General features: G+C 33.7%; 14 protein-coding genes. 5 read left to right on the top strand and 9 right to left on the bottom strand.

Translation table 11 applies throughout. From position 1 onward, the window contains the following. The 5 genes from ACFFIT_RS05200 to ACFFIT_RS05220 form a co-directional block, all read right to left on the bottom strand. On the bottom strand, positions 1–1,200 hold a 1,200-nt coding region (locus tag ACFFIT_RS05200; RefSeq protein WP_385876594.1), incomplete at its 3' end, for a hypothetical protein. A gap of 430 nt (positions 1,201–1,630) precedes the next feature. Next, complete coding sequence (locus ACFFIT_RS05205; protein WP_385876641.1) at positions 1,631–2,362, bottom strand: ISAs1 family transposase; 732 nt, start codon at positions 2,360–2,362, stop codon at positions 1,631–1,633. Continuing rightward, positions 2,363–2,554: a transposase family protein gene (locus tag ACFFIT_RS05210; RefSeq protein WP_385876642.1), complete on the bottom strand. Its 192-nt coding sequence runs from the start codon at positions 2,552–2,554 to the stop codon at positions 2,363–2,365. It lies immediately after the preceding gene. A gap of 938 nt (positions 2,555–3,492) precedes the next feature. Next, positions 3,493–5,079, bottom strand: a complete 1,587-nt coding sequence (locus ACFFIT_RS05215; RefSeq protein WP_385876595.1) for an alpha-glucoside-specific PTS transporter subunit IIBC — start codon at positions 5,077–5,079, stop codon at positions 3,493–3,495. 22 nt (positions 5,080–5,101) lie between these two features. After that, complete coding sequence (locus tag ACFFIT_RS05220) at positions 5,102–6,427, bottom strand: 6-phospho-alpha-glucosidase (RefSeq protein ID WP_385876596.1); 1,326 nt, start codon at positions 6,425–6,427, stop codon at positions 5,102–5,104. A gap of 297 nt (positions 6,428–6,724) precedes the next feature. Between ACFFIT_RS05220 and ACFFIT_RS05225 the strand changes: the two genes are divergently transcribed. After that, entirely contained in the window at positions 6,725–7,474 is a 750-nt protein-coding gene (locus ACFFIT_RS05225) for a GntR family transcriptional regulator (protein WP_385876597.1), read from the top strand. Positions 7,475–7,976: 502 nt separating this feature from the next. Here ACFFIT_RS05225 and ACFFIT_RS05230 read toward each other — a convergent pair. Beyond that, the gene (locus ACFFIT_RS05230) at positions 7,977–8,957 is read right to left on the bottom strand and encodes an ABC transporter substrate-binding protein (RefSeq protein ID WP_385876598.1); all 981 of its coding nucleotides are present in this window, start codon (positions 8,955–8,957) and stop codon (positions 7,977–7,979) included. Between the two features lie 818 nt (positions 8,958–9,775). Beyond that, positions 9,776–10,750 carry an ABC transporter substrate-binding protein gene (locus ACFFIT_RS05235; protein WP_385876599.1) on the bottom strand — a complete coding sequence of 325 codons (975 nt, stop codon included), beginning with the start codon at positions 10,748–10,750 and terminating at the stop codon, positions 9,776–9,778. 256 nt (positions 10,751–11,006) lie between these two features. On the opposite strand from ACFFIT_RS05235, the gene rluC reads away from it, so the two are divergent. From rluC to ACFFIT_RS05255, 4 genes are all read left to right on the top strand, one after another. Then, positions 11,007–11,987, top strand: coding sequence for a 23S rRNA pseudouridine(955/2504/2580) synthase RluC (gene rluC, locus ACFFIT_RS05240; protein ID WP_385876600.1), 981 nt, complete (start codon positions 11,007–11,009; stop codon positions 11,985–11,987). 660 nt (positions 11,988–12,647) lie between these two features. Further along, positions 12,648–13,031, top strand: a complete 384-nt coding sequence (gene mdtJ, locus ACFFIT_RS05245; RefSeq protein WP_385876601.1) for a multidrug/spermidine efflux SMR transporter subunit MdtJ — start codon at positions 12,648–12,650, stop codon at positions 13,029–13,031. Positions 13,032–13,219: 188 nt separating this feature from the next. Continuing rightward, positions 13,220–13,549, top strand: coding sequence for a multidrug/spermidine efflux SMR transporter subunit MdtI (gene mdtI, locus ACFFIT_RS05250; RefSeq protein ID WP_385876602.1), 330 nt, complete (start codon positions 13,220–13,222; stop codon positions 13,547–13,549). A 1,006-nt stretch (positions 13,550–14,555) separates the two neighbouring features. After that, complete coding sequence (locus ACFFIT_RS05255) at positions 14,556–15,746, top strand: AAA family ATPase (RefSeq protein ID WP_385876603.1); 1,191 nt, start codon at positions 14,556–14,558, stop codon at positions 15,744–15,746. A 139-nt stretch (positions 15,747–15,885) separates the two neighbouring features. Here ACFFIT_RS05255 and purH read toward each other — a convergent pair whose 3' ends face one another. Both purH and dacB read right to left on the bottom strand, forming a co-directional pair. Continuing rightward, positions 15,886–17,538 (bottom strand): bifunctional phosphoribosylaminoimidazolecarboxamide formyltransferase/IMP cyclohydrolase, encoded by a 1,653-nt coding sequence (purH, locus tag ACFFIT_RS05260; protein ID WP_385876604.1) that lies wholly within the window; start codon positions 17,536–17,538, stop codon positions 15,886–15,888. A gap of 299 nt (positions 17,539–17,837) precedes the next feature. Continuing rightward, complete coding sequence (dacB, locus tag ACFFIT_RS05265; RefSeq protein ID WP_385876605.1) at positions 17,838–19,298, bottom strand: serine-type D-Ala-D-Ala carboxypeptidase; 1,461 nt, start codon at positions 19,296–19,298, stop codon at positions 17,838–17,840. Positions 19,299–20,086 lie beyond the last annotated feature (788 nt).

The raw sequence follows: 20,086 nt of genomic DNA on the forward strand, positions 1-20,086 counted from the left end.
CTTATTAAAAATAAACAAAGGAATGACAATAAAGAAAAAACCAAAAAGTATATTAATTTTTGTTGTACCACGTTTTATAAATTCAACTCTGTTTTCATTAAATTCGGTTTCCTCTCTGGTAACTAAGGAATTTGTCTTGGAGGTGGAATTTTTTAAATTTTCATTTAGGGAAAACATAGATGCATATATTAAAAAGACACTCATTATAAAATAATAGCTAATGAAAAAATAATGACCCATGAGCCAGAGCCAATCCTCGACTTCAATTAATTCATTTTGTTTAACCTGGCTATACGTAAAAATGCCCATAGACAAAAGTAGGATATTTGATAAAACTAAAAATATTAGAATTGCTTTGTTTAGCATAATCTTTTTAAAAAATAAAAATCGATCAGACAGAAAAAAGCTTTGCATTAATATCGAAGTAAATACCACCATAATTACATAGCAAGCATTTATCAATCCCCCAAAAAGACCTGTATTTTCACTTGGCGGATTAATAAATCTAAGTAACGAAAAAGTTAAAATTAGCGCGAAAGGAAAAATAATTTGGTAAAGAGCAAGATTGATTCGCACAAGTTTAACTCTCAACCATGGACAAATCTCAAGAAAAGCATGGATGAAAACAAATAATGTAATTAAAAGATTAGCGGCTCCCCGGAATTTAACAAAATTTTTTAATAATACATAGTAAATTAAAAGAAATATTGATAAAACGAGAAGGTTTTGACTTACTTTTAATTTTAATTTTTCAGTATTGAGAAAAGGATTATCGCCTGCTGCCCAAACCTGAGCAAGTGGCAGGAGAACCATTAGAATCAACAGGTTATAAATAATAAGAAGTTCCTTAAAACCCTCATGTAGGAACCAATCATTTTTATAATTGAACCCGCCGCCTAAAACAAAATAATCAATTAAAAATAAAAATGCTGGAAGCAATAAAGTTTTAAGTAATATAAAGCGGTTTTTATTTGAACTTTTTGATGGTAACTGTAGGAGGATAAGCCCAAGTATAGGGAAACCCAAATATAGCGCATTAAGTATTTGATAATTCAGTTTCTCAGAATTTATGAAATCTGTTACATATGTGTCTATGCTATAAATGTCATCTAGCCACAAAAATAGAAAAAAACGAATTTCACTCAAAGAGTAGATCACAAAACTGAAAAAGGTGATAAAAAAAATAACAAATAGCTTCATAAATTTCCTAGCAAGTATATTTAAAAGAACACTTTCGCATAATATAGCAGCGCATTGAGGTTCTGATAGCTTTTTTTTATATATGTGGGCAATCACATGTTATTATCAGGGGTGAATTAAACTTTTGTAAGCAAAATATCCATGTAAAATTATTCTCGAGCTAAATTAAATATGACCGATTCTCTAAAATTAATATCAAATACAGCTTTCATCATTTTTGCTGTCATCGGTGCTTCTTTTTTCTTTTCAAGAAGAGGGGTTACTTGTAATAAATAGAGTGTCACTCTTCTCAGAAAAGCTAATTTTTTTGCTGCAATGCTATCTTGAACAGCGCTCTGATATTCTTTAAATGTTACGTCTAATATCCAGTATAACTAATTTTCTATCCCCCAGTGCATACGAAGTATTTTAATTGCTTCTTCTGCTGTTATTACATTTGTGTTATTACATTTGTGCAAACATAATAAGATGTTGAATAAATTCCTGTTTTACATTTTACTTGTCGTTCTCTGACGATTGCAATCGCTATTTTAAGATGAGGCCATTTTTTCAATGATTTGTCACTTAACTTAATTGATAAAACGTATGCATCACGTTGTTCGTTTCTCCCATGTGCTGTACTTTCTTCTTTTGTCGCGCCTTGCTTTGGTTCGGATAGTGACCAAAGTTCTTGAAATTGTGCATCAATAGATTCATGCAATTTACCTTGATTTGCTTTAATCTGAATCAGTGCTGTTGCTTTTTGCTTGGCTATGGTATTAATTGTTTCACTTTGGCAGTGTAATGCTTCTAAAGTAATCACACATTCTCTTAAATTCAATGTGTTTAAAACATTCCTAACCATCTCATTTTTTTGACCTTTTCCAAGGCCCATTTCGGTACTCATTGTAACATCAAGGCCAATATATTGTACTGACACAAAGTTAAGAACTTCGCCACTGTGAGCTTGTAAAGCTCTTACATCTTTACCGTCAATAGCAATAATATTTTTTAAATTAACGAACGTATTTTTTGAAGAGCTACTATCTTTATTATCAGTTGATTGTTGTTGTTCTTCTGGCGCGTCAGATTGATAGCTTTTGGCCCAGTTAACTAATAATTCAATCAATGATTCAGGCTTTATCAATCTGATTATTATAGCAATATTTTGCCGATTAGGTATTCAATTTGCATAAGGAAAAAATTTTCTAAGCCAGGCTATATTTGCATCACCGAAACGCGCTATCGAGTACCAATTATTATAGCCACATATAAAAGAGGCAATGACTAAAAAAGCGATTTCTGCGACAGGGTATTTTTTATTAATGATCGAACTTGTTTCTTCAATATTGTCAAAAAGATTTGTAATTTCTATGGGTTCTCTTAAGTAAAATTATCTACTCTTTAAATCTGGAAAATGTCTAAGTGTCAAGAAGTATTATTTTACTGTTAGAGCATTCTGTTAAAGTCCTCACTAGTGCAGTTTCTTATTGTCACTAAATACGATTTAATAACGCAAGTTTACTTAACTTAAAAGGGCTAACTTATGACTCAAAATACATACTCTTTAAAAGAAAAAGATCGTGCCTATGTTTTTGACAAATATTTTAGAATAGAAATCACTCAAGTCACAGCTGTTAAGCAACTGTGAGTAAGTTACAGGCATCTTAAAAGACTTTTCATCAAATATAAAGAAAATGCATCGGTGGTATTGTATCGCAAAGTCGTGGCAAACCTTCTACTAGACAAGCTACTGCTGATACTGAAGCCAAGATTGTTGAGCGCATCAAGTTACAATACTCAGAGTTTGAACCGACATTGGCGAATGAATATTTAACTGAAAAAGATGGGTTACACTCAGCCGTGAAACAATCAGACAGATAATGATCCGCACTAACATCTGGAAAGCTAAACCAAAAAAAGACGAAACGAGTTCATTTGACTAGAACACCTAGGCCTGCTCGTGGTGAATTCGTTCAAATAGATGGTTCCCCTCATGATTGGTTTGAAAGCAGGGCTGATCCATGCGCTATGTGAGATTTTTTTCATTTATAAGATTATGTGTTTTTAATTATGAGGGTGTTTAGTAAAGTAGATTTTTAATGATACGAGATCGGAATAATAAGTTATCCATATTAAAAAAATGCTTAAAATAAGCCCTTAACTCAATGGCTATCTTGAGTGTTATAGAAAAATCTCTTCAAAAAGCCCTGTGCATCAACTAAACAATGATGCATAAGGCTTTACTTTTGAGTCAATATTCAGATTGTATTTTAAAATTTCACTTAATTTTTAAACTCATTGAAATACTGATTATTCGGCTTTCATAACTTCATCAACTGCAACACGGACCTGTGGTACTGTTAAACCTATTATGATCTGCAAATTTTGACCCGCCCTAACAACATTAACAGCACCATGCGCTTGAAAATATTCGTTACTTTCAACAACGGATAAGTCTTTGACTTTTACTCTCAATCTAGTAGCGCAATTTGTTAACAGTTCAATATTTTGTTTACCACCTAAACCCGCAAGATACGCTCTAGCTTGCGACTCGTACTCATTGGTTTGTTTAGTCTTAATAGCATGATTATTACCCTTAGCATCTGGATTTTTAGCTTCCTCATACTCTTTTTTAGTATAAAGTTTAGCCTGGGTTTCACCTCTACCTGGAGTCAATATATTAAATTTGGTAATTAATGTTTTAAAGACTAAATAATATATTAACGTGAAAGAGAGACCTACTCCGATTTGGATTAGATAAGTTCCATAGTGGTTAGGGCCTAAAGGCAGCCAATTCTGGAATATAAAATCGATTAGCCCTGTTTGGAAATTACCAGATACACCCAGTGAAAACGCAACAGTAGCCATAGTTGCAGATAAAAGTGCATGAATTAGAAATAGATAAGGGGCAATAAACAAGAATGTAAATTCTATAGGCTCAGTAATACCTGTTAGAATAGCCGTTAGGGTAGCACCTATAAGTAATCCAGCAACCATTTTTTTGTTTTCTGGTTTTGATGTTTTGTATAAAGCAAAGGCTATACCCGTAGTCCCAAACACTTTGCCCATACCTGTTAGCATTAAACCACCTTGTGGGAATTGTTCACTTAACAGTGTTGGATTTGCAGCAAAGTTTTGAATATTTTGAATCCAAAATGCAACGGTACCACCATCGACAGCAACAGGACCAAAGAAAACTGGACCGTAGATAAAATGATGTAAGCCTGTTGGGATTAATATACGCTCAAGGAAAGTAAATACCCAAACGCCCACAACCCCTGAACCGACTAAGAAATTTTGTAAATTACCAATACCTTGTTGTATTGTTGGCCAGGTTAAAGTGGCTATAATGCCCAATAACACAACAATTGGGAAAAGTACGATAACAACAAGTGGAGTTCCGGTAAAAACTGAAGCCCAAGTAGGTAAAACTTTATTAAAAAATCTATTGTGCGCCCAAACTGACACACTTGCGATTAGAATAGCCCCAACAAGGTTTGTATCAAGAGTTAATACTCCACCTATTGTTGTCAGCCCCGTTTCCCCTGCAACATATTTAATTCCTAAATCGGTTCCCCAAAACTCAAGAATCCCTCCGATCACATAATTAAATGTCAAATAGGCAACTAATGTTGCGAGGACAGCCCTACCGGATGCCATTTTAGCAAGTGCTATAGGTAAACCTAAAGCAAATACTAGTGACATATTTGCAAATATGGCAAGTGATGCTTTTAATAGAATTGAAGCAACTTTAAACCAAGTAGATTCTGGTGTGGCAAAAGGAAATATGCTCGTATTTAATAAAACAACAGATAATCCTAATAATATCCCTGCTGCAGGAAACAGTAATACGGGGACAAACATGGCTGCCCCAAAACGTTGAATAATATCTTTCATATTAACCTCAATGTTAATTTTTTTATTTAAATTGTGGTAGATAACGTTGATTTTCTATTAATAGATCTTCAACAATCGCTTTTGCTTTTGGGACATCTATAACTGTTCTGTTTAAAGTCAATGCATTCACTAATTTTTGACGACTTCCTTCAAACCAAGCATCAACGACTAATTTTTCGTAGCCTAATTGAGATTCGATCATTGCTTTTTGAAAAGTAGGAATGGTTCCAACTGCAAATGCCTTAGGACCATCATTTGTGATAGCGCAAGGTACTTCGACCATGGCATCAGCCTGGAGATTTGAAATAATGCCGTTATTTGGAACAATAACGAGATAAATATCTTTTTTATTATAAGCTAAAGAAGCTGCTACTCTTATCATGTAGCGACCATGAATGTCAGCATGTAAATTTTCATTTGCCGTAGTACCAGAGGCAATTATACGATTAGCTAAATCAAATACACGTTTTTCTCTTCCATTTATGACCTGTCTTGCTCTTGTATTATTGATATCTTCTTTAGAAACCATTTTTTCTGGATATAGATAGTATTGAAGATATGTATTAGGGAGGAACTCTGGGTTATCAGCAAGCATAGTTCTCATGTTGTCAAATGTAGCTTGCCACGATGGATCGTTTGCAATTTCATTATCGACTGCTTTAATACCCTCACCTAAAATGGTTGCTTTCAATTGAGCAGTTAAATCTTCACCCTGTTTATTTTTAATAGCGGTAAACCAGCCATAATGATTCAATCCGAAATATTCGGGTACTAGATCCCAAATTTCACATCCTAAAATTTTTGCATAACTCACCATAATTGCAGCTGGCATGTCACAAATATTTAAAATACGTTTGTCATTTGGAAATTCACGATTTAGCGCTTCAGCAACAATCGCAGCTGGATTTGTATAATTTAAAATCCAAGCATCTTTAGTGTAACTTCTAATTTCATTGACTAGAGTAATCATGTCACCAATCGAACGAAGACCATAAGCCATTCCACCTGGCCCACAAGTTTCCTGACCAACACAACCATGCTTCAATGGAATTTGTTCATCTTTTTCACGCGCAACTAAACCGCCAGTACGAATTTGAATAAAGAAGAAATCAGCATTTTCAAATGCGACTTTTTTATCCGTTGTATAGGTAAATTTAGTCACTTCAGGGTATTTTTCTCTTAACAGGACCTCTGTTGCTTTTGCGTTTAAAGCTTGTCTTTGCTCATCAATGTCATAAAAAACAATTTCTGATAAAGGAAAATTTTCTTTTTCAGCGATTAAGCTATTCATCATACCTAGCGTATAGGTACTTCCTGCGCCAACTATTGTTAATTTTTGTCTTTTCATCATTTACTCCCGATTATTTCAATTTTTAAATTATGGATAACTAATAACTAATAACTAATAACTAATAACTAATAACTAATAACTAATAACTAATATATTTTAGATTTTTTTACTCCCTTAACTCATCACTTTAATATTACATTAATAGTATATGTTATATATATGTAATACGTAAATTATATATAGTTATTAATTGTGATGTCTCTCACAAAATTTGGTATAATTAAAACCAGCAATTAAAACTTTCACAGCAATACTGTATTTTTTATTTTTAAACAGATTAGACTAAGGTGAATTATGTCCTTTGACATACAAGAGAGTCACACGCCTAAAGGCCCAAAATATATAGAAATTGCAGAAGATCTGCATATGAAAATTCGTACAGGTGTTTATCCCCCTGGCGCTATTTTGCCTAAAGAGAGTGATTTAGAAATCATTTATCAAGTCAGTCGAATCACAATAAGAAAGGCAATGCAGCTATTGAATGACTGGCACCTTATTAGCCGCAAACGTGGAAGTGGTACTTTTGTCAGAAAAGATAATGCTGAACATAATGCGTTTGAATTAACAGGTTTTGTTGAAGAAATATCTAATCAGGGCAAATTGCCTAGTTCAAAAATACTTGCCTTTGAACTCATTGACGCAGACAGCATAGTGGCTGAAAAATTGCAAATCACTAAAGGCGTTCAAATCTATAAAGTGAAAAGATTGCGATTAATAGATAATTTACCGGAAGTGTTAGAAATAACTTATATGCCGTTCTCTTTTTTTCCCGATCTAAGTATTGAAGTAATGATGAACAGCAAATATGAATATATTGAAAAAATTAAGGGATTAACAATCGATTCCTCTAGGCAGATTGTAAGAGCTGTCTTATTGGAAAAAGATCTTGCTGAAATTTTAGATGTAGATCCTCTGTTACCTGTTATAAGAGTGGATTCAGTAGGGAAATTAAATAATAGCGTAATTTTTGAATATTCAATTCATTATTTTAAAGGTGAACAATATGAGTTTGCCTTTTCGGCAAAAAGAAAAAATAAAGCTTAGGTCCCTATTGTATTCTGTTTTTTTAAATACTTATTCGCTTGAAATACATAGTCAAACCTACTGACACATTTTGAATAAAATCAGCCTTTTTTGCCCTCCGAACTATTATTTTAATTTGGCGAATACCATAAAAATGGATTGATTATCCTATTGTCCCTTTAACACCCACTATTGCGTTTTTTCAAAATAAGATCAGTGGTTTTCTATGTAAAAATAGTTTGATTATTAGACCTAAGTTTAGAATAAAATCCAATGGATCCAGTTAATGTTAAAAAAATAAATATCAGCTTTGACTTGATGAACTATTAAAATTGTTTTGCTGGGTGTTGAATTACTATTAAAACTATTTTAGTAGTTTGTTAGATATTTAGAAGTGATTTAAAGAACGTTTTATACTACTTTTCATACAACTTTTAATACTACGTTTTATAATGCCCTGTAACAGTAAAAAACTTACAGAGCTTAGATATTACTTACAATTCTGTATAGGTAACTTGAAAAGTTATTCTAGAATTTTTACTGCTTCAGAAATTAATTCTTCACTCAAAGTAACCGATTGCTCCAAAGCTGCTTTTTTGTTAAGAATCAATTCCAATTTATCCGCTTTTTCAATAGGTAACTCGCCTGGTTTTTCACCACGAAGAATTTTAGCGACTAATTTACCTGACTGCTTACCATGCTCATAGTAATTAATTCCATATGCAGCAATCGCACCACGTGTCACACTGTCTGCATCCGCAGCAACAAGTGGAATATCCGCCTCATTACCTACTTTCACCAACGACTCATAGGCAGAAACAACATTATTATCCGTGCTGGTGTAAATAACATCAGCTTTACCTACAAGGCTTTGAGCTGCTGGACCGACATCAACCGTTTTAGGTGCGGCAGCTTCTACAAGAGACAAGCCATGATTAGGTAACAATTTCCGCATTTTTTCGACCACAATAGCTGAGTTTGCCTCGCTTGGATTATAGACTATACCTACTGTTTTAGCACTGGGGGCAATACGTTTTATCAATTGAATCTGTTTTTCGGTATCAAGTTCATCCGTTACACCAGTGATATTAGTACCAGAAGCACCTAAAGCGGGAACTAACTGCGCGGCAACCGGATCGGTGATCCCAGAAAAGACTATAGGAATATCTTTTGTTACTGCTGCTGTTGCTTGAGCTGATGGGGTAGCTATAGGAACAATCACATTAGGATTATCACCTACAAATTTTCTAGCTATTTGTGCTGCTGTTCCTGTATTACCCTGGGCTGATTGGTACTCCCAAGTTAGGTTTTTACCTTCTTCAAAACCTTCTTCTTTAAGCTGATCTTTTACGCCATCTCGAATACTATTCAAGGCGGGATGATCTACAATAGCGGTTACAGATACCGCGTAATTTTCAGCAGCCAGAGAAAAAAGAGGAGTAAAAAGCAAGGCAGTAATAAGAGTTCTTAATGTATACGTAGATTTAGTTTGAAATTTAAGCATTAGGTATTCCTTAAGTCATGGGGGATATATTATAAGAATAATAATTAGTGTACTATTTAACTAGTATATAGGTGCAGCAATGTAAAATCAATCCTTTTTAAGAAAACACACACTTCATTAAGCCTCATCATTAAACATAGTGCCAAATACAATAAAACGTCTCTCCAAGAGTATTAAGATATCTTTCAGTTTATCACGTTGAAAAATAGATAAGGTTTATTGTAAATGAACACATTTTTATTATTTTAAAACAAACACTTCTCATTTTTTTATAGCGGTTAAATCTATTTAATAAACAAGTTCATTAAATCATCATATTTTACTCTCAACGTTAGACTAAAGCTGAAGTAGGTACATATTAACTGTGGCGCTTTGTTAATACAAAACGGCGAGTGCAGTCAGTTTCTCTATCATTTCAACACTTAATGGCGGGATTGCTCCATAGGCTAAGAAGCGATCCCACTTCTCAAACATAAGTATTATAATAATTATAAAGGCATTTTTTTGCTGCTACATTTAGCATTTTTCTTTGATCTACCTATCTCCTCAGCAATTTTGATTTCAATAAGGATAAGGATATACTGAAGTCACTTCAAATTGTAGGTGCTGATATTCTTCCGACGCATATTGAGTGGGGTTTAGTCATGCCAAAACCTGCAGCTTGATTTGCATTAAGCATATAGTTAAGTCTTACAAAAAGAGGCTGGCACAACAAAAAAGGGAAAAATATGTTCTTTTGGGGTATTAGGGAAGAAAAATATCTTAGGGAAAAAAGTTAAATCTCGCCTTTAGGTAAGATTTAACTTTCTTATATATAATTATTCAATAATTTCAGTAGCTTCTTTTAACAGTGCATCTGGAAGCGTTACACCTTGCTCTTTTGCAGCCGTTTTATTGATAAATAATTCCACTTTTTCACTTTTCTGTGAGGGAATAGTGCCTGGGGCTTCACCCTTTATTATTCTACCTGCAATTTTGCCAGCTTGCAGGCCTAAATCATAATAATTTACACCGATTGCTGCAATAGCACCTCTTTTGACACTATCAGTATCTGCGGCTATAAGAGGGATATCGGCTTCATTACCCACTTTAACTAATGATTCATAAGCAGAAACTACATTATTATCAGTGTTAGTATAAATCACATCAACTTTACCAACTAAACTTTGAGCTGCAGAATAGACATCAGAGGTCTTTGGTGCTGCAGCTTCAACTAAAGTCAGACCATGTTTAGGGAATATTTCTTTTAGTTCTTTAACCACAACAGCAGAGTTGGCTTCACTTGGGTTGTAAACCATCCCAACATTTTTAGCATTAGGTGCGATTTTTTTGAGTAATTCAATTTGTTTTTCTAACTCTAAAGCATCAGATACACCTGTAACATTTGTTCCTGAAGCATCCCATGAAGGAACTAATTGGGCCACAACAGGATCAGTCACGGCCAAAAAAATGGTTGGTACATCTTTAGTTGCTGCAACAACAGCTTGGGCTGATGGAGTTCCTATAGCAACAATTACATTGGGTTCATCACCAACAAATTTACGTGCAATCTGTGTTGCAGTTGCAGTATTACCTTGAGCCGATTGAAATTCCCAATTAAGATTTTCATCCGCTTTTAAGCCTGATTCAGCTAAAGCATCTTTAACTCCGTCTCTTGCTCTATCTAATGCAGGGTGTTCCACTATAGAAACAACTTTAACAGTTGGATTTTCAGCTAACGCATTAAAAGATAATGCTCCCATAGCAATAGCTAGGGTAGATAAAACTGTTTTTAATTTATGTTTTTTACTCATTCACAAATCCTCATGATAAATACGAAAAGGGATACAGCGGCATTAAAATATGTATTATTTGCTTTGTTCAATAAAAATTCTATTAAATACATCAGTCACATTGAACATAGTTGAAGTCGAAATCAACAGAATATTATTTTATATCATCCAAACATGCTTGTGAGCACAATAACACTATTTTCTTATTTAATTATACCTCTAACTTTAGATTTTCTGATAGACTTATCATTTTTCTCTCAATGACTGAAACAACATTATGAATAGCAATCAAAACGTAAACAAAATAATACACCATGAAGTACAATTTCGTGAAATTGATGCAGATGAAGCTGGACAGCGTCTGGATAATTTTTTACTCGCTAAACTTAAAGGTGTGCCCAAAAGCCTTATTTATCGGATAATTCGTAAAGGTGAGGTTCGAATTAATAAAGGTAGAACAAAACCCGAATATAAATTAGCTGCAGGGGATATTGTAAGAATACCACCCATTAAAATAGAAGAAAAAGAAGTTCAACCGATTTCTCAAAAACTGAATAAAGTGAATCAATTAGAGTCTCAGATTATTTTTGAAGACGATTACATAATTGTCTTAAATAAACCTTCTGGGCTTGCCGTGCATGGAGGAAGTGGTTTACAGTTCGGTGCAATTGAGGCTCTTAGAGCCCTTAGACCACAAGCAAAATTTTTAGAGCTTGTTCATCGTTTAGATAAAGATACATCAGGTTTATTACTGATAGCCAAAAAACGATCTACACTTAAACATCTTCATGATCAACTGCGCATGAAAAAAATGCAGAAACATTATTTAGCGTTAGTCCGCGGAATATGGCCTTCTCATGTAAAAGTGGTTCAAGCCCCCTTATTAAAAAATTTACTGCAAAGTGGTGAGCGAGTTGTTAAAGTTTCCAGTGAAGGCAAACCCTCTGAAACACATTTTAAAGTGGAAGAGCGTTTAGGCAATGCAACATTAGTTAGAGCATCTCCAATTACAGGAAGAACACACCAAATCAGGGTCCACACGTTACATGCAGGTCACCCTATCGCGCTTGATCCTCGTTATGGTGATATACGTTTTGATGAAAAAATGCAGACTAGGGGTTTAAATAGATTATTTTTGCACGCAGCTTCCTTAGTCTTTATTCACCCGCATACAGAACAAAAAGTCCAATTCAGTGCTCCTCTAGATGATTCACTAAAGGCGATTATAACAACGTTAAGGGAGAAACCTTTAGATTAGTGTTTAATACAAATGGGTTAATTAAAATCATCCACTTAACAAAAACTATTACAAGAATTGTTAAAAGTTTACATTAAGACTGTAGATTTGTTACATTTAAAATTAGATAATAGCTCTGCGTTCGAAAGGTAGAACCTTTTAAATCTACCTTCCAAGCACTAGTTTGCCTATGTATTTTTTACATATGAGTGCCTAGTTTTTAGGAATAAAATGGATTTTTATTAAACTCAAGGAGGCATCTTTTTAGTATTATTTAAATAGATTTATTAAGAAATACTAAAAGGTTGCATATTATGAACACCCGCTCTAACCAATTAAAAAATGACATAAAAGCTGTATCTTGTTTCCAATTAAGAAGAGGTTTACTTCTTAAATTAAGAAACAAGTTAGTCATCACTCCAAATATTTTATCATCAAATTATTCAACTCTAGATCTAAATAGCAAGTTCATAAGCGAACTCTATTGGCGTTACGCGCTATAGACTTAATGTAAGTATTACTCTCATATAACAGCAATTAAAAGCCATTAAACTACCCTGATACTGATTTTTTTAAGGAGTGGTTTATTATTGCTATTTATCAATTTATGCTAAAGCAAATATAAACTTCAAGCTAAATTTAAAACATTTGCTGCAAGCAAACAATTAAAAGGGATTTTTTATGAAGTATTGGTTCTGCTTATTTTTAGCCATATTATTTGAAGTCATAGGTACGCTCTCTATGAAATGGGCAACTATGACAGAAGGTCTTTCTGGGTATGTCATCATGCTAGTGATGATTGCCATCTCTTATATATTTTTATCTTATGCAGTAAAACAAATTGACATAGGTGTCGCCTATGCTTTATGGGAAGGAATCGGTTTACTTTTAATAACAAGTTTCAGTGTAACTTTTTTTGATGAGGCGCTAACCCCGCTTAAAGTTATAGGATTAATCACCCTAGTAGCAGGGATAGCTTTGATAAAGTCTGGTACATCAAAACCAGAAGATGAAGGTGAAGAAAAAGATCTTGACTGCAAAGCCAAAGAAAATTTTGCGGTTTAATCGATGGCTTAATTTACAAACTATTTTAAACCCTATGAAATTTGAGGCAATTAGTTTTCATTAAGTGCATTAGAATTTATTATTACCTGAACACTCAACACCCTCAAATTAAATCAATATAAAACAATCAGTTATTACCGTTAATGAATATGAGTATTTCGAAAAAATAGAATAAAAAGGAGTCATTTATGGCTAATGTAGAATTTGTTCATGTTGTCTGGCTATGTTTTGCTATAGGTCTTGAAATCACTGCGAATATTTGTTTGAAATATGCAGATGGATTTAAACGCTTAGGTTTTGGTATTCTCTCATTGCTGGGAGTTTTAGGTGCGTTTTTAGCTTTATCACAAGCAGTTAAAGGATTTGATTTATCTATTGCTTATGCATTATGGGGCGGATTTGGGATTATTGCTACTGTTGCAGCAGGATGGATTATGTTTGGTCAAAAACTTAATAAGCAAGGATGGCTTGGCTTAACACTATTGATTTCAGGTATGGTCATTATTAAGTTTGCCTAATACATAGGCTTTACTATACTTATTTAAGGAAATCAAAGTAAAAACACATATCAAATAGTAGGTTGGCGTTAAAATAAATTGATATTGTACCTGCCAGAATTTGTTCAGGTCATAGATCTCTATCAATTAGGATAGAGGAAAAAGCCTTGTATAGCGGGCACGATGACGTGCTCGGCTATCAGGCTATTAGAAAAACAATCTGTTGCCTTTAGGATCACTTTTTTTGAAAGAGTTTTTTAGCCTATCACGAAATTTTATTCGATGGCTGTGTATCTATTGATATTGATATTGATATTGATATTGATATTGATATTGATATTGATATTGATAAAGTAAGAGTACATTGTTACACCAAAGAAAAAAAACTATACATCTATTCTCATGCTTCTTATATATTCTTGCGTATTGCTAGGGGGCTAAAAGGCAATGATACGTCATAATTTGAAGTTTTAAATAAAATAGCATTTCTTACAGATGTTAACCATCACTTAGCCTTGTCTACTTAATGAACTTTAGACGCTTAGAGTTTCTAAAATCACATTCATTATCAATACTTTCTTAGAAGAACAATTATTAGAATGTTTGGTTAATTTTTTAACTTGGATATAATCTTTTTACTAAAAATATTGTAATAGTTGTATAAATAAAGAGGCATTTATCGCCTCTCTTTGCTAATACAAATTTATGTAGACGACGGTCTTTAATCATCTAATTCTGGACAATAAATTTGATCCACTATTTTGACGCGTCCGTCAATTTTGCTATTTAATCCTAATTATTCTGCCTTATACAATTGAGAATTAAATGAAGTATTGGGGCATGATTAAAAAAACTAAACCATTCAATTCAAGATAACGAAATAGTTGGCTTACACAGAAATATAAATATTGTACAAAAATCACAAATAATGCAGATGTATCATTAGTCAACGCAGATGTAATTTGATGCATATTATACTAAAATGGTCCTACAACACATTTTAACTAAACATAGGAAAATAGTAGCAATGGATTTGATTGAAGATAGAAATCAAGCGGCAATTTATTTCTCTGCTCACCCCTACCCTTTTAATGAAATCATAAAGCACATACCAAATGAACTGAATGAAATAGACTTCAATTATTGGTTAAACGTTTATCCTGAACTCAATGAGGGAAAAACAACTGATCAGGATTCTATCTATCATGCAGAAGGAAATGTATGGATTCATACCCAGATGGTTGTAGAACAAATGGTTGAATCGAAAGATTACAAAGACGCATCAAAAGAAGGAAAATTAATCTTATTTTTAAGTGCCTTATTGCATGATATTGCAAAACCGAAAACCACTGTTATTGATGAAAAAACAGGTCGAATAAGTCATCCTAATCACTCTCCTATGGGTGCCATAATGGCAAGACAATTGCTTTGGTTTCAGGGCACTCCATTTGCCATTAGAGAAGAGATAGCACAATTAATTTTTAATCATCAAAAGCCCTACTATTTACTTGTACAAAAAAATCCTGAGCACCTCATTACTAAAATAAGCTATGAAGTCAATTTTCATTTTTTGCTTGTTTTAGCTAATGCCGATACTAAAGGAAGAATAAATCCGGATATTCCGATTACCTTAAAAAGATTAAAAAAATTAAGAAAATTAGCTATCGAACTGCAGTGCATTGATAAACCGCGTTTTACTAACTGTGGGGTTGCTCGAAGAAAATATGCCTATGATAAAATAACACCTTTAACTGTTGAACAAAATGAACCGAAAGGTTCACACATTCATCTGCTTGTTGGCCTACCTGCAAGCGGTAAGAATTACTGGGTTGAAAAAAACTATCCTCATCAACCTGTAGTCTCTTTTGATGATGCACTTATTGAACTGGGATTAAAATACGGTGAAGATCATAAGGCTGTTGCACAGCATACCTTTAATAAAGCAGATTATTTATTAAAGTCTGGGACTGATTTTATCTGGAATGCGACTAATTTAAGAAAAAGTGCGCGTTTGAAACTTTTAGAACGTTGCTATAAATATGATGCAAAAGTGACGATTGTATACATTGAATGCGAGCCGATCTTACTTGGCCAAAGAAACAACTCGAGAAAAGATAATACTTATGTACCCCTTGAAGCAATGCAAAGGAAAATTAATTATTGGGAAGTCCCTCAAGTATGGGAAGCTGATGAGATTAAGTATGTTATCAATCAATAGTTAGATTCATAATCATCAAAAATCTTGCTAATAAAAAAATAAAAAAGCCCAGAATGGATATAAAGGATTATTATTCATTCTGGGCCTAACGTATGTAATGAAGGATGGAGTCTAGTGTCTAGTGTATAGTGTCTAGTGTCTAGTGTCTAAAATGTCTCATATTAGTAAAAATCATAGCAATTCCATGCTCATCTGCAGCAGCAATTACTTCTTCATCACGCATCGAGCCACCTGGTTGAATCACACAGGTGATCCCAACTGCAGCTGCAGCATCAATGCCGTCTCTGAATGGAAAAAATGCATCTGAGGCCATAGCACAGCCTTTGACTTCAAGGCCTTCATCTTGGGCTTTAATTCCTGCGATTTTAGCAGAATAAACTCGGCTCATTTGACCTGCACCTATACCAATCGTTTGACCATCTTTTGCATATACAATTGCGTTAGATTTAACATATTTAGCAACAGACCAGGCAAATAGAGCATCTTGCATCTCTTTTTCCGTAGGCTCACGTTTAGAAACAATCTTTAGTTCATTTGGTTCATAAAGTGCTTCATCACGCTGTTGAACAAGTAATCCGCCATTTACACGTTTAAAATCAAAATTAACTGCTTGAGTTTGTTCTGATCCTTGCTGTTGAAAATTACCTGTACTCAATACACGAACATTTGGTTTTTTAGACAAAAGAGAGAGCGCATTTGGTGATACCGATGGTGCTATGATGACTTCAACAAATTGTCTATCTATTATGGATTGGGCTGTTGTAGGATCTAATTCACGATTAAAAGCGATTATTCCACCAAAAGCAGAGGTAGGATCTGTTTTATAAGCAAGATCGTAAGCACTCAATAAATTATCACCGATTGCAACACCACACGGATTAGCATGTTTGACGATGACACAAGCAGGTTCGTTAAAACTTTTAACACACTCAAGTGCCGCATCAGTATCGGCAATATTATTAAAAGAAAGGGCTTTGCCTTGATGAACAATCGCGCTGCTCACTGTTCCAATATTGTTAGTATTAACACCTGGTGCATCAACATAAAACGCAGCCAATTGATGTGCATTTTCACCATAGCGCATGATTTGTTTCAAGTTAAGGTGTAAATTAAGTGTTCTTGGGAAATAAGTAAGATCTTTAGGTGCTTCATCAACAACAGTCTCATCGCTAGCAGGCGATTGAACTCTGCATCCAAGGAAATTAGCAATCATACCATCATAATGTGCAGTGTGTTCAAATGCTTTTACCGCTAATTCAAAACGCGTTTTAAAACTTAATGTTTTTTCTTGAGTTTGATTCAATTCATTAAGTATTGCTTGATAGTCATTTGGATTAACAACAATTGCTACATCTTTATGATTTTTTGCAGCAGCTCTTACCATGGTAGGGCCACCGATATCAATATTTTCGATAGCTTTTGATAACGTGCAGTCAGCTTGAGAAACTGTTTGAGCAAATGGGTATAAGTTCACTGCAACTAAATCAATTCGGCCAATATCATGTTTTTCCATGACTTCGTCATCAATTCCTCGGCGCCCTAAAATACCGCCATGAATTTTAGGGTGTAATGTTTTAACGCGCCCCTCCATCATTTCAGGAAATCCGGTATGATCAGCGACCTCAGTCACGGGAATACCGTGTAAATTTAAAAGTTTTGCCGTACCGCCTGTAGATAAGATTTCTATATTTAACGCATTGAGTGCTTGAGCAAACTCAAGAATACCCGTTTTATCTGAGACACTGAGTAAAGCGCGTTTGATGGGCGTTGGTGTTGAAACATTTGCAGTCATAACGAATTAAACCTCAAAAGTGAATTGAAATATTATAAATAAAATTAAAAGCTAACATAAAAATGAATAAAATATATACACATATAACATCAAAGAGGGTACATAAAAAAAGAATTTTTTGTAAATAGTCCTAGATACTCCACATAAGGCAATTTAGATCAATTAAGAGGCTAATTAGCGCATAACGTTATTATAAAGTGACCAAAATTAGTATCCATCATTAAACTAAAAAGGGTGTACTATTGCTTACCTATCCATTATGAGACGCATTCTATTATGAGCCACATTTATGAGCCATATTAGTTTTTCTGGTAAATATCTTTATAAAGTCTGCTTTCAAATTTAACTAGCGGGGCCCTACGATTTTTATAATCCTCAGGTGACACTGAATAACCCGTGATAAATTGTACGAACGCAATTTTTTTACCGCTACTGCCTGTAATGAAACCAGCTAAATTATACACTCCACGCAGAGCGCCTGTTTTTGCATTAACTTTACCATTTACACCTGCTGCGTCTAAGCCACCACGATAAGCTAGCGTACCATCTTTACCTGCTTCAGGAAGCATTTCAATAAAATTGAGTTGGTTATCATTTACACCGATGAATTGTAAAACCTGCATCATTATTTGTGGTGTAATAAGGTTGTAGCGAGATAATCCTGAACCGTCCACAATGACATTGTTACCAAGATCTATATTTGCTTGTTCACTTAAAATTTCGCGAATAGCTTTTTCACTATTACTCCATGTGCCAGAGGTGCTATATCTATGTTGCCCTATTGTTCTGAATAAAGTATCTGCGATTAGATTATCGGATTTTTTGAGCATGGTTTTAAGAAGTACTCTTAAAGGCTCAGAATTATGTTGAACCATAACCTGCCCTATTGGTTTTATCAACGTTTGACGGACGATGGAACCATCGACTGTTATTCCAGCATTTGCAAGATATATACTGGTTAGCTGCCCTGCGTAATGTGCTCCATCTTGAACGGAAAATCCTAGCGCAATAGGATCTTTTCGTTTACGCATACAACCTGTTAATAAAAACAAATTCAAATCTCCAGGTCTCACATCAAGTTCACAGTGTTTTAAATTGGTGTCGTTTTCATCTAATACATTGACTGTGCTTATCACATTAACTGGATAAAAATCTGCAATATTGATTTCTGCGATTTCGCCACTTTTTTTAGCACTGAGAGAGAAAGAAAAACAATTCCTATCAATTATTGCGGGACTAGGTGGTGCATTAAAGCATTGTGTTAAGTCATTCCAGGACCAACCGGGTGCTTTATCATGTCCTGAAAAAGCAGAAACATCAATTATCAAATTTCCTTTGATCCTATTGATACCTGCTCCTTTTAAAGAATCGATCATTTTTTTAAGATCTTGCCTTGTAAAAGAAGGATCACCTGTAAATCGTAAAGTTAGGTTCTGGACTTCACCATTTTCAATATTTTCCTCTTTATCAATCTCAAATTGTGTAGTGAAAGTAAAATGTTCACCTAATTCGAGTAAAGCAGCAAGAGCCGTGATGACTTTGAGAGTACTTGCCGGAAGAGATTGCTGAAGTTCATTGTAGGCATAAATAGGTTCTTTTTGATTTATACCTTGGACGAGTAAAGTTAAATTTGCTCCATCGGGTAAATAGCTTTTGTATTCATCAATAATCGGATTATTTGCCAATGCAAAAGGAGCAGAAAAAAAACAATATACTGCTGTAGTTAGGCTAATAAATTTAGATCGCTTTAAAAGAGTCATTAATTATATCTTACAGAATTTTCATTTTTTTAAAAATGTATTATTGAATTCAAAAGAGTTGAACCGAGTGCCACTTAATTTAATTAAAAGGTTTTCTTTATTATTAGAAATGAACTTCAGTGACGAATTACCCAATAAAAAATGTTTGAAAGAAACGTATCTTTAGCTTATTTGATTAATGATACACTTAACACCACTTTATTAGCAAATTAATTAACAATTTTTATTGTATATTAGCTCAGTAGCTAGTTATAACATAATATATAAGTTAGATATTCCAACCTAAATTTTAAATCAGTTTTTGAAACAATCAAATTAAATCAGTTAAAATAATCAAGTATATAGCTGAATGCGTATGAAATTTTCTGAAAGTTAATTTATTTTATGCGACCTGTATAGTGTTGCATAGCAACTCATAAAGCACTTTTTAAATTGCTGATATAATTTTTTCAACTTCAAACAAATTTGGTTAAAACCCTTCATATCTTAAGAACTACCTTGACAAGCTCCGAGGTTTCACAACACTTTTAACTTAATCATATCTCGCATGATAAAGAAAAAATTCATAGGATGTATGTACAACTTGCATTAGCATTTGTGAAAGAACTTGATCACTACATCCTTGTAATTTTTAGCTTTGACTATACATTCAAAGCGTTTACTAGCCAGTTCATTTAAAAAAAATTTTTTAATTCTTAATTGCAACAAATAAATTTAGTTTTAGGTTATACTTAACGCACAATTTCTCACAACATCATCAATACAATTTTTTCTCCAACTTTGTATTG

Source organism: Thorsellia kenyensis (assembly GCF_042432445.1).
Taxonomy (GTDB): domain Bacteria; phylum Pseudomonadota; class Gammaproteobacteria; order Enterobacterales; family Thorselliaceae; genus Thorsellia; species Thorsellia kenyensis.

Excerpts from the sequence above, each read along its gene's own strand:
- ACFFIT_RS05215 (WP_385876595.1), bottom strand. The coding sequence starts at position 5,079 with ATGAAAGATATTATTCAACGTTTTGGGGCAGCCATGTTTGTCCCCGTA.
- ACFFIT_RS05220 (WP_385876596.1), bottom strand. The coding sequence starts at position 6,427 with ATGAAAAGACAAAAATTAACAATAGTTGGCGCAGGAAGTACCTATACG.
- ACFFIT_RS05225 (WP_385876597.1), top strand. The coding sequence starts at position 6,725 with ATGTCCTTTGACATACAAGAGAGTCACACGCCTAAAGGCCCAAAATAT.
- ACFFIT_RS05230 (WP_385876598.1), bottom strand. The coding sequence starts at position 8,957 with ATGCTTAAATTTCAAACTAAATCTACGTATACATTAAGAACTCTTATT.
- ACFFIT_RS05235 (WP_385876599.1), bottom strand. The coding sequence starts at position 10,750 with ATGAGTAAAAAACATAAATTAAAAACAGTTTTATCTACCCTAGCTATT.
- rluC (WP_385876600.1), top strand. The coding sequence starts at position 11,007 with ATGAATAGCAATCAAAACGTAAACAAAATAATACACCATGAAGTACAA.
- mdtJ (WP_385876601.1), top strand. The coding sequence starts at position 12,648 with ATGAAGTATTGGTTCTGCTTATTTTTAGCCATATTATTTGAAGTCATA.
- mdtI (WP_385876602.1), top strand. The coding sequence starts at position 13,220 with ATGGCTAATGTAGAATTTGTTCATGTTGTCTGGCTATGTTTTGCTATA.
- ACFFIT_RS05255 (WP_385876603.1), top strand. The coding sequence starts at position 14,556 with ATGGATTTGATTGAAGATAGAAATCAAGCGGCAATTTATTTCTCTGCT.
- purH (WP_385876604.1), bottom strand. The coding sequence starts at position 17,538 with ATGACTGCAAATGTTTCAACACCAACGCCCATCAAACGCGCTTTACTC.
- dacB (WP_385876605.1), bottom strand. The coding sequence starts at position 19,298 with ATGACTCTTTTAAAGCGATCTAAATTTATTAGCCTAACTACAGCAGTA.